Origin of the sequence: Microcystis sp. CS-574 (genome assembly GCF_028329095.1) — a bacterium.
In the GTDB taxonomy this organism is placed as follows: Bacteria; Cyanobacteriota; Cyanobacteriia; order Cyanobacteriales; family Microcystaceae; genus Microcystis; species Microcystis ichthyoblabe_A.
The window spans coordinates 1-6,936 of sequence record NZ_JAQMSY010000051.1 but is presented as its reverse complement, the minus strand read 5'-3'; the positions used below and the strand labels follow the sequence as shown (position 1 = coordinate 6,936).

Here is a 6,936-nt window from a genome sequence, read left to right as displayed (position 1 = left end):
GTTTGAATTGTTCATCTGATAAGTTTTGATAATCCATAATTTTGCTAATAAACATAGCAAAATTATAGATGATTTCCTGACCTAAGATCACATTTTATTCTTTTTTCCACTTCAATCTAAGAATTGAGAAAAAAGCAAAAACTTATATTATACCATAAAAAAATTATGCAAGAGGTCTATTATAATCAAGGCAAAGCCTAGCGATAAATTCACTCGTGCGGTCAATTTCCTGATAAGGATCCACCACACCAGAAAGAATGACCAAAAGATCGATATCAGAATCTTCCCGTCCATATTCCCGTGCTTGGGAACCGTAAAGGACGATTTTCTGTAATTGGTTTTGATAGAGCAGATGGAAATAATCTTTTATCTCCCGCAGAATAACCTCTAGCTGTAGATTTTTCATCTCCTAATCTCCTAACATCTCCTCTAATGCGTCCAAATCCTGACGAATATCAGCCTCTAAAGCCCTTAAATTCTGTAAAATCACCTTCGGCGGCTCATAGCTCACTTCCTCGTACTCTATCTCCTTATAACGGTTAATTGATAGATCATAAGCATTGGCCTGAATCTCCTCGCGAGGCACAAAAAACGCCTTTGCTTGGCGATTGGTATCCTTAGCGGAGTCGCGTTGCTGCCAACAGCGCAGCAAGTCCGGGATATCATTATCGGCAATCGGTTGGCGCTTATCATCGAGAGAGAAACCATCCGCCACCATGTCATAAAACCAAACGAAGTCAGTCCCCTTTTCCCTTACCCCCAGTTTCGTAAAAATCAGGATCGCAGTAGATACCCCCGCATAAGGTTTAAACACCCCCGACGGCATCGATATCACCCCCTCTAGCTTATGTTCTTCTACCAAGATGGTGCGGATGTCCTTGTTTCGAGAGCATATACTCGTAAAGGTCGCCTTTGGTGTCCCGATCCTCCATAGGGATTTTTTCAATTTGCTCGATTACTGTCCCCAGCAGCGCCGGAGACGCGATGAGAAACACCGCGTCCTTCATGTGTTTAGCGTAGGTGCTACCCTTGGACAATTGCCCCAGATCTTTGATAAAGGGAAACGCTTCATCCCGGACAATCTGGAGCATTGTCTCGGCATCATCGAGATTTTTGAAGTGGGACCAACGGATATGCTGTTGGCTGGGGGAAAAGGTGGGATTTTCGAGGTTTTCGCCTAATCTTTGGGATTTACGCTCCTTAGCTAGTTCTAGGTCATCTAGGCGCTTGATGAAGAGTAAATAGGAAATCTGCTCGATTACCGAAAGCGGGTTACTAATGCCGTTATTCCAGAAGGTTGTCCAAAGTTTATCTATTTTGGATTTTAATTCGCCGGTGATCATCGCTGTTTACTCGTTCACTGCTTTCAATATTGCAGTAATATTGTACTGAAAATCGGGGGGTCTCTTAGGTTTTCTGGGTAAAATATATTCTAAAACTGGCTAGGGGGTGGAACGAACCACAAAGACACAAAGGACACAAAGATCGATCGCTCCTATATAGCTCAGTTTCTCAATTTTATCTGGCAATCTTGCCTAGCGATCGCTTTGCAATCACTAATTAAAGCCTTTTCTAGCCAAGCTTCTACTGATATGCAGCCAACCCTATTTATAAGTAGATAGGCGTTAAAAATTATCAGATGCCCCCCTTATTAAGGGGGGATTAAGGGGGGATCGAACCTAAAATCCATTTTTAATTTAATTATAACCAGCTACTTAGCATCATTGGATTTTACTAACATTGAGAATACTTAACCCAATGATCTTATCCCCTTGATAACGAATAATCACATCATTATCTGTTAATTCGCTATCATCCGCAGGTAAAGATGGTTGATAAAAATTAATATACAAAACATCTGCTTTTGCATCATAAGCTGTCCAAAAATCTTGCTGAGGCAGAGCGTGAATCATCTTGGCGAAGTTAAGATAGGATTGAATATTAATGCTAGTTATAGCCATATTTGTTTCCTCTTGGTTAATTCACGAAGACGACGGGTTAAATAAGCAGTAATAATAAATCCCCCCTCTGATAATTCCCGATAAACAACAATTAGATATTTTCCAGAAACTATTTGTTTAACTGCCAACAATTCCTGATGGTTTCCTACTAGGATTTTCTCAGGATGGCGAATGGTTTCCAATATCTCCGCTTGATACGATACTAATTCACTATGTCCACTGATAATGTGTTTCCATCTCTCCTCTGTCAGACGAATTAAAACCCCATTCTGAGAAGTTGTATAAAGATTCATCGGTTCCGATTCAGTGTAAATAGACCTTTAAACCACACTTTCAACCCAACGGAACCTTATTCTACCGTGACACTTTTGGCTAAATTGCGCGGCTGATCCACGTCTAAACCGCGACGGGCTGCGATATGATAGGAGAGCAATTGTAGGGGAATTACTGTTAAAATTGGCGATAATAATTCCTCAACTTCCGGCACATACAACAAATCATTAAAGACTTTTGGTGCTTCCGTATCGCTGTCAGCAACTACTCCCAATAACCGCGCATCCCTGGCTTTTGCTTCCTGTGCATTGGAGAGAACCTTATCATAAACTACCCCCGGCATCGCAATCGCTACTACGGGAACTTTTGCATCTAAAAGCGCGATGGGTCCGTGTTTCATTTCTCCGGCGGGATAGCCTTCCGCATGAATATAACTGATTTCTTTGAGTTTTAAGGCCCCTTCTAAAGCGATGGGGAAATTAATCCCCCGTCCCAAGAAAATAAAGTCTTGGGTGTCATTAAATTCATGGGCCAATTCTTCGATCGCTTTTTCCTGTGTTTCTAAGACAGTTTCGATCGATCTTGGCAGCGATCGCATTTGATTAATAATTTCCTCGATTCTCTCTAAAGACAGAGTTTGACGACGATAGGATAAATCCAAAGCTAAGAGATAAAAACCCAATAACTGGGCGGTAAAACTCTTAGTTGCCGCCACCCCGATTTCGATCCCCGCCTGAGTATTAATAATCTGATCGACCATTTGTGCTAGGGTACTTTCGGGGCGATTAGTAATCCCGATAATCCGGGCCTGATATTTTTTTTCTAATCCTAAACGACGCTGTTTTTCCGTTTCCAAAGCCGCTAAAGTGTCGGCTGTTTCCCCCGATTGCGTCACCCCGATGGTTAAAGTATTGGGCATCAGGGGGGTGGGTGCATAGCGAAATTCCGAGGCGTACTGTACTCTTGTGGGAATACCTGCCAACTGCTCGATCAAGTATTTACCGACTAAACTAGCGTGCCAACTGGTTCCACAGGCTAAAATCTGAATATGTTCTAAATTTTCGTAAATTTCCTCAGAAAAATTAATATTTATCGGGTTGACATTATCCCCATTTTGTGCTGTCCAATGGGGATGCAGATAGGTCCCTAAACAGTCGCGCACCACTCCGGGTTGTTCGTAGATTTCCTTGAGCATGAAGTGACGATAACCCTGTTTTTCTACGGTTGTCGGACTCCAATCGAGGACTCTGGGGTTTTTACGGACTCTTTTTCCCTCAAAATTATAGATTTCTACTCCCAAGGGTGTTAACTGAGCGATTTCGCCATTATCCAAGGACAGCACTGCCCGGGTATGGGGAACCAAAGCACTGACATCGGAGGCACAGAAAAACTCCCCTTGACCGAAACCGATGATTAAAGGGGCGTGTTGCCGCACGACAATCAATTCATCGGGATAATCGGGACTAATCACCGCTAGGGCAAAGGCCCCCTCTAAACGTTCAATTGCCCTTAAAACTGCCTTGAGGAAAGGACTCACCCCCAAGTCTTCTTCATCGCTAGGTTTGGGTAAATAACTGGCGATTAGATGGGGAATAACTTCTGTGTCGGTTTCCGAGTCAAATATACAGCCTTTTTCCTTTAATTCTGTTCTTAATGCCTGAAAATTTTCGACAATGCCATTCTGTACCACTGCCACCCGTTGACTGTTATCGGTGTGGGGATGGGCATTACTTTCTATGGGTTTGCCGTGGGTTGCCCAACGGGTGTGACCGATGCCAATTTGGGAGGGATTAACTTCCTGTTCTAATTTTTCTCGCAGATTGTAGAGTTTTCCCTGGGCGCGGACTCGATGTAATTCACCTTCGAGAATTGTGGCAATCCCTGCCGAATCATAACCCCGATATTCTAAACGTTCCAAACCAGCTAGGAGAATATCGATCGCTGTTTGGGTTCCGATATAGCCAACAATTCCGCACATTCTTTCGCTGACCCCATTTAGGCTAAGTCCGATCTATTCTATCGCAAGCGTGACACTTGTTTGCTTAGAGTCCCAAGACGCAGGGGTAACGGCAAAGTTTCCCTTCTAGGAGATTGGGGTGTGGGGTGTGGGGTGTAGGGTGTGGGGAGAACAAATAAAAGCAATATAGATCACTCAGCAGCACACTTTGTTCTTTTTGTCAAAAAAACTTTCTCTTTGCAACAAAACTACACAATTAATTGATCAACGGGTTGGCTTAAAAAAGGCTCTTTAACTGCCATTTATTGCTGTTGCTGAATAGGTGAGTGTAGATTTAGCAAGGGTTTTCAGGATCAACAGATAGCTAAAACCCTAAAAAGCATAGAAAAACCCATCATTTCATACTGCGAAATTATACCATAATCGCTGGAAGTATTGCAACCTCGTAAACAAATGAGAATTATTTTCAATAAATCCTTAAGAAAAGATAAATATTGCGAAATGTAAATTTAAATATTCTCAACTATTAACGGCTGTTTGATATAAAAAACTTATAAAAAGTGGTAATTTTTACTGACTGATAACTGATAACTGATAACTGATTACTGACTGAGGGAAACTTTACCCAGGAATGACAACTGCTGTTAAAGCGGCAGTAACCGCGTCCATCGGTTGATTACCGTCGATATGGTTAAGAGTCCCCTTTTGACCGTAATAATCTAAAACGGGGGCAGTTTGGTCGATATAAACCTGTAGGCGACGGGCGATCGTTTCTTTAGTATCATCTTGACGACCCCGTTGCATAAGACGCTCAATTAAGACCGTATCTGGTACAGCCAAATTAACCACAAATGTGTAACTATCGGCCAATTCTTCCAGTAATGCGTCTAAAAAGCTCGCCTGTGCCACCGTGCGGGGAAAACCATCAAGAATCCAACCCTTAGCACTGTCAGGCTGTTTTAAACGTTCCTGAATTAAACCTAACAACAACTCATCGGGGACTAATTCGCCCTTTTCCACATAAGCTTGTGCTTGCTGACCAAGTTCTGTCTTCTCTGTAATTGCTTGACGTAAAATTTCACCAGTAGAAATATGAGGAATCGTCAGAGATTCCGCTAATTTTGCCGATTGGGTCCCTTTTCCCGATCCGGGCGGTCCCAAAAATATCACACCGATCCGTTTGCTCATGGATTAAATATAGGGTTTTAAGGGAAAAAACAACCAGTAACCGCTAAAAGGTCACTGGCTGACTATCTAACTACTGTTTAATCATGCCCTCATAGCGTTGAGAGATGACATAGGTTTGAATTTGTTTCGCCGTATCGATCGCCACCCCCACCAGAATTAATAGGGAAGTTGCCCCCAAACCGCGAAAAGTGGTGACACCGGTGGCGCTTTCTACTACAGTCGGCACAGTAGCCACCAAACTTAAAAAGAGAGCGCCCAAAAGGGTGAGACGATTCAGCACCCCTTCCAGATAATTAGTAGTAGCGGTCCCCGGTCGAATCCCCGGAATACTGGTCCCCATTTTTTTCAGGTTTTGGGACATATCCTTGGGGTTAACGATCAGGGAAGCGTAGAAGAAACTAAAACCGAGAATTAGTAAGCTATAAAAAGCCACATAACCCCAACTATCGGGACGCAGGGCATTAACCAGCTGGACTAAAACCTGACCGACCGGGTTATCCGTGGGTAAAGCTTGCACCAATTGGAAAGGTAAGACCAACACTGCGGAGGCGAAAATAATCGGCATCACGCCCCCTTGATTGAGTCGTAGGGGTAGATAACTGGTTCTTTCCCGATAGAGACGACGACCCACTTGACGACGGGCAGAAACAATCGGAATCCGACGGGTTCCCTCCTGAACAAAAACAATGCCGATAATCATCACCAAGAAAACCAGCAAGAGAATCACCACTTGAGCGATCGCTTGTCGGCCACCCTGTTGAGCAAAAGTAATCGTATCACCGAGGGTTTTTGGTAAAACAGCGACAATGTTGACAAAAATCAGCAAAGATGCTCCATTTCCCAGACCGCGTTCCGTAATCAGTTCCGAAATCCACATCACGAACATAGAACCGGCCACTAAAGCGAGAACCGTAGCGGCGATCGAGGGTAAAGTTCCAGCCACAACGCCGTTAGCCACCAATAAACCGAGAGTAATACCGATACTTTGAATAATTGACCAAGCAAAGGCAATATAACGGGTAATTTGGGCAATTTTTCGCCGTCCTGCCTCTCCTTCATTTTTCTGTAAATCTTCCAAAGAAGGAAGGGCCGCGGTGAGTAGTTGCACGATAATTGAGGCGTTGATATAGGGAAGAATGCCGAGGGCAAAAATCCCTAACGTCGATAATCCTCCCCCAGTAAACAGGTCAAGGATTCCCAAAGCGGCGTTACTTTGAATAATTTCTGCTAATCTTGCCCGATCCAAACCGGGGATCGGTACAAACATCCCAAAACGGAGCAGAACCAGTAAACCCAATGTAATCAACAAGCGACCGCGTAAACCGGCCGCTTGTGCCATTTGCATAAACGTTTCCTGTGCCGTGGGAGCCTTATCACGACTGACGACCATTAACAGTTACCTCTAGTGCAGTTTTTTTTATGGAAAAAAGTAATCGAGGGGGAAAACTTTCTCGATTTTTTTAAGATTTCCCCTGTGTTTCTTATGATATAGCAATCCGGTCTTGGGGATTGGGTGTTAGGGTGTGGGGATTGGGTGTTAGGGTGTGGGGTGTGGGG

The 6,936-nt window shown here is 43.6% G+C and carries 8 protein-coding genes; all 8 read right to left on the bottom strand.

All coding sequences use genetic code 11. The annotated features are described in order from the left end of the window. Positions 1-163 precede the first annotated feature (163 nt). The gene (locus PN470_RS03690) at positions 164-406 is read right to left on the bottom strand and encodes a nucleotidyltransferase domain-containing protein (RefSeq protein ID WP_238142309.1); all 243 of its coding nucleotides are present in this window, start codon (positions 404-406) and stop codon (positions 164-166) included. A 3-nt stretch (positions 407-409) separates the two neighbouring features. Then, positions 410-826, bottom strand: coding sequence for an N-6 DNA methylase (locus tag PN470_RS03685; RefSeq protein ID WP_272103699.1), 417 nt, complete (start codon positions 824-826; stop codon positions 410-412). Between the two features lie 19 nt (positions 827-845). Continuing rightward, entirely contained in the window at positions 846-1,343 is a 498-nt protein-coding gene (locus PN470_RS03680) for a type I restriction-modification system subunit M N-terminal domain-containing protein (protein WP_238142311.1), read from the bottom strand. A gap of 378 nt (positions 1,344-1,721) precedes the next feature. Next, positions 1,722-1,961 carry a DUF2283 domain-containing protein gene (locus PN470_RS03675; RefSeq protein ID WP_002753786.1) on the bottom strand — a complete coding sequence of 80 codons (240 nt, stop codon included), beginning with the start codon at positions 1,959-1,961 and terminating at the stop codon, positions 1,722-1,724. After that, on the bottom strand, positions 1,952-2,254 hold the full coding sequence (locus tag PN470_RS03670) for a hypothetical protein (protein WP_272103696.1): 303 nt from the start codon (positions 2,252-2,254) through the stop codon (positions 1,952-1,954). Before PN470_RS03670 ends, PN470_RS03675 begins: the two co-directional genes overlap by 10 nt. Positions 2,255-2,310: 56 nt before the next feature. Continuing rightward, positions 2,311-4,212 (bottom strand): glutamine--fructose-6-phosphate transaminase (isomerizing), encoded by a 1,902-nt coding sequence (gene glmS, locus PN470_RS03665; RefSeq protein WP_103111304.1) that lies wholly within the window; start codon positions 4,210-4,212, stop codon positions 2,311-2,313. Positions 4,213-4,812: 600 nt separating this feature from the next. Then, positions 4,813-5,379 carry an adenylate kinase gene (locus tag PN470_RS03660; RefSeq protein ID WP_272103693.1) on the bottom strand — a complete coding sequence of 189 codons (567 nt, stop codon included), beginning with the start codon at positions 5,377-5,379 and terminating at the stop codon, positions 4,813-4,815. 70 nt (positions 5,380-5,449) lie between these two features. After that, positions 5,450-6,769 carry a preprotein translocase subunit SecY gene (gene secY, locus PN470_RS03655; protein WP_002753894.1) on the bottom strand — a complete coding sequence of 440 codons (1,320 nt, stop codon included), beginning with the start codon at positions 6,767-6,769 and terminating at the stop codon, positions 5,450-5,452. Positions 6,770-6,936: the final 167 nt, after the last annotated feature.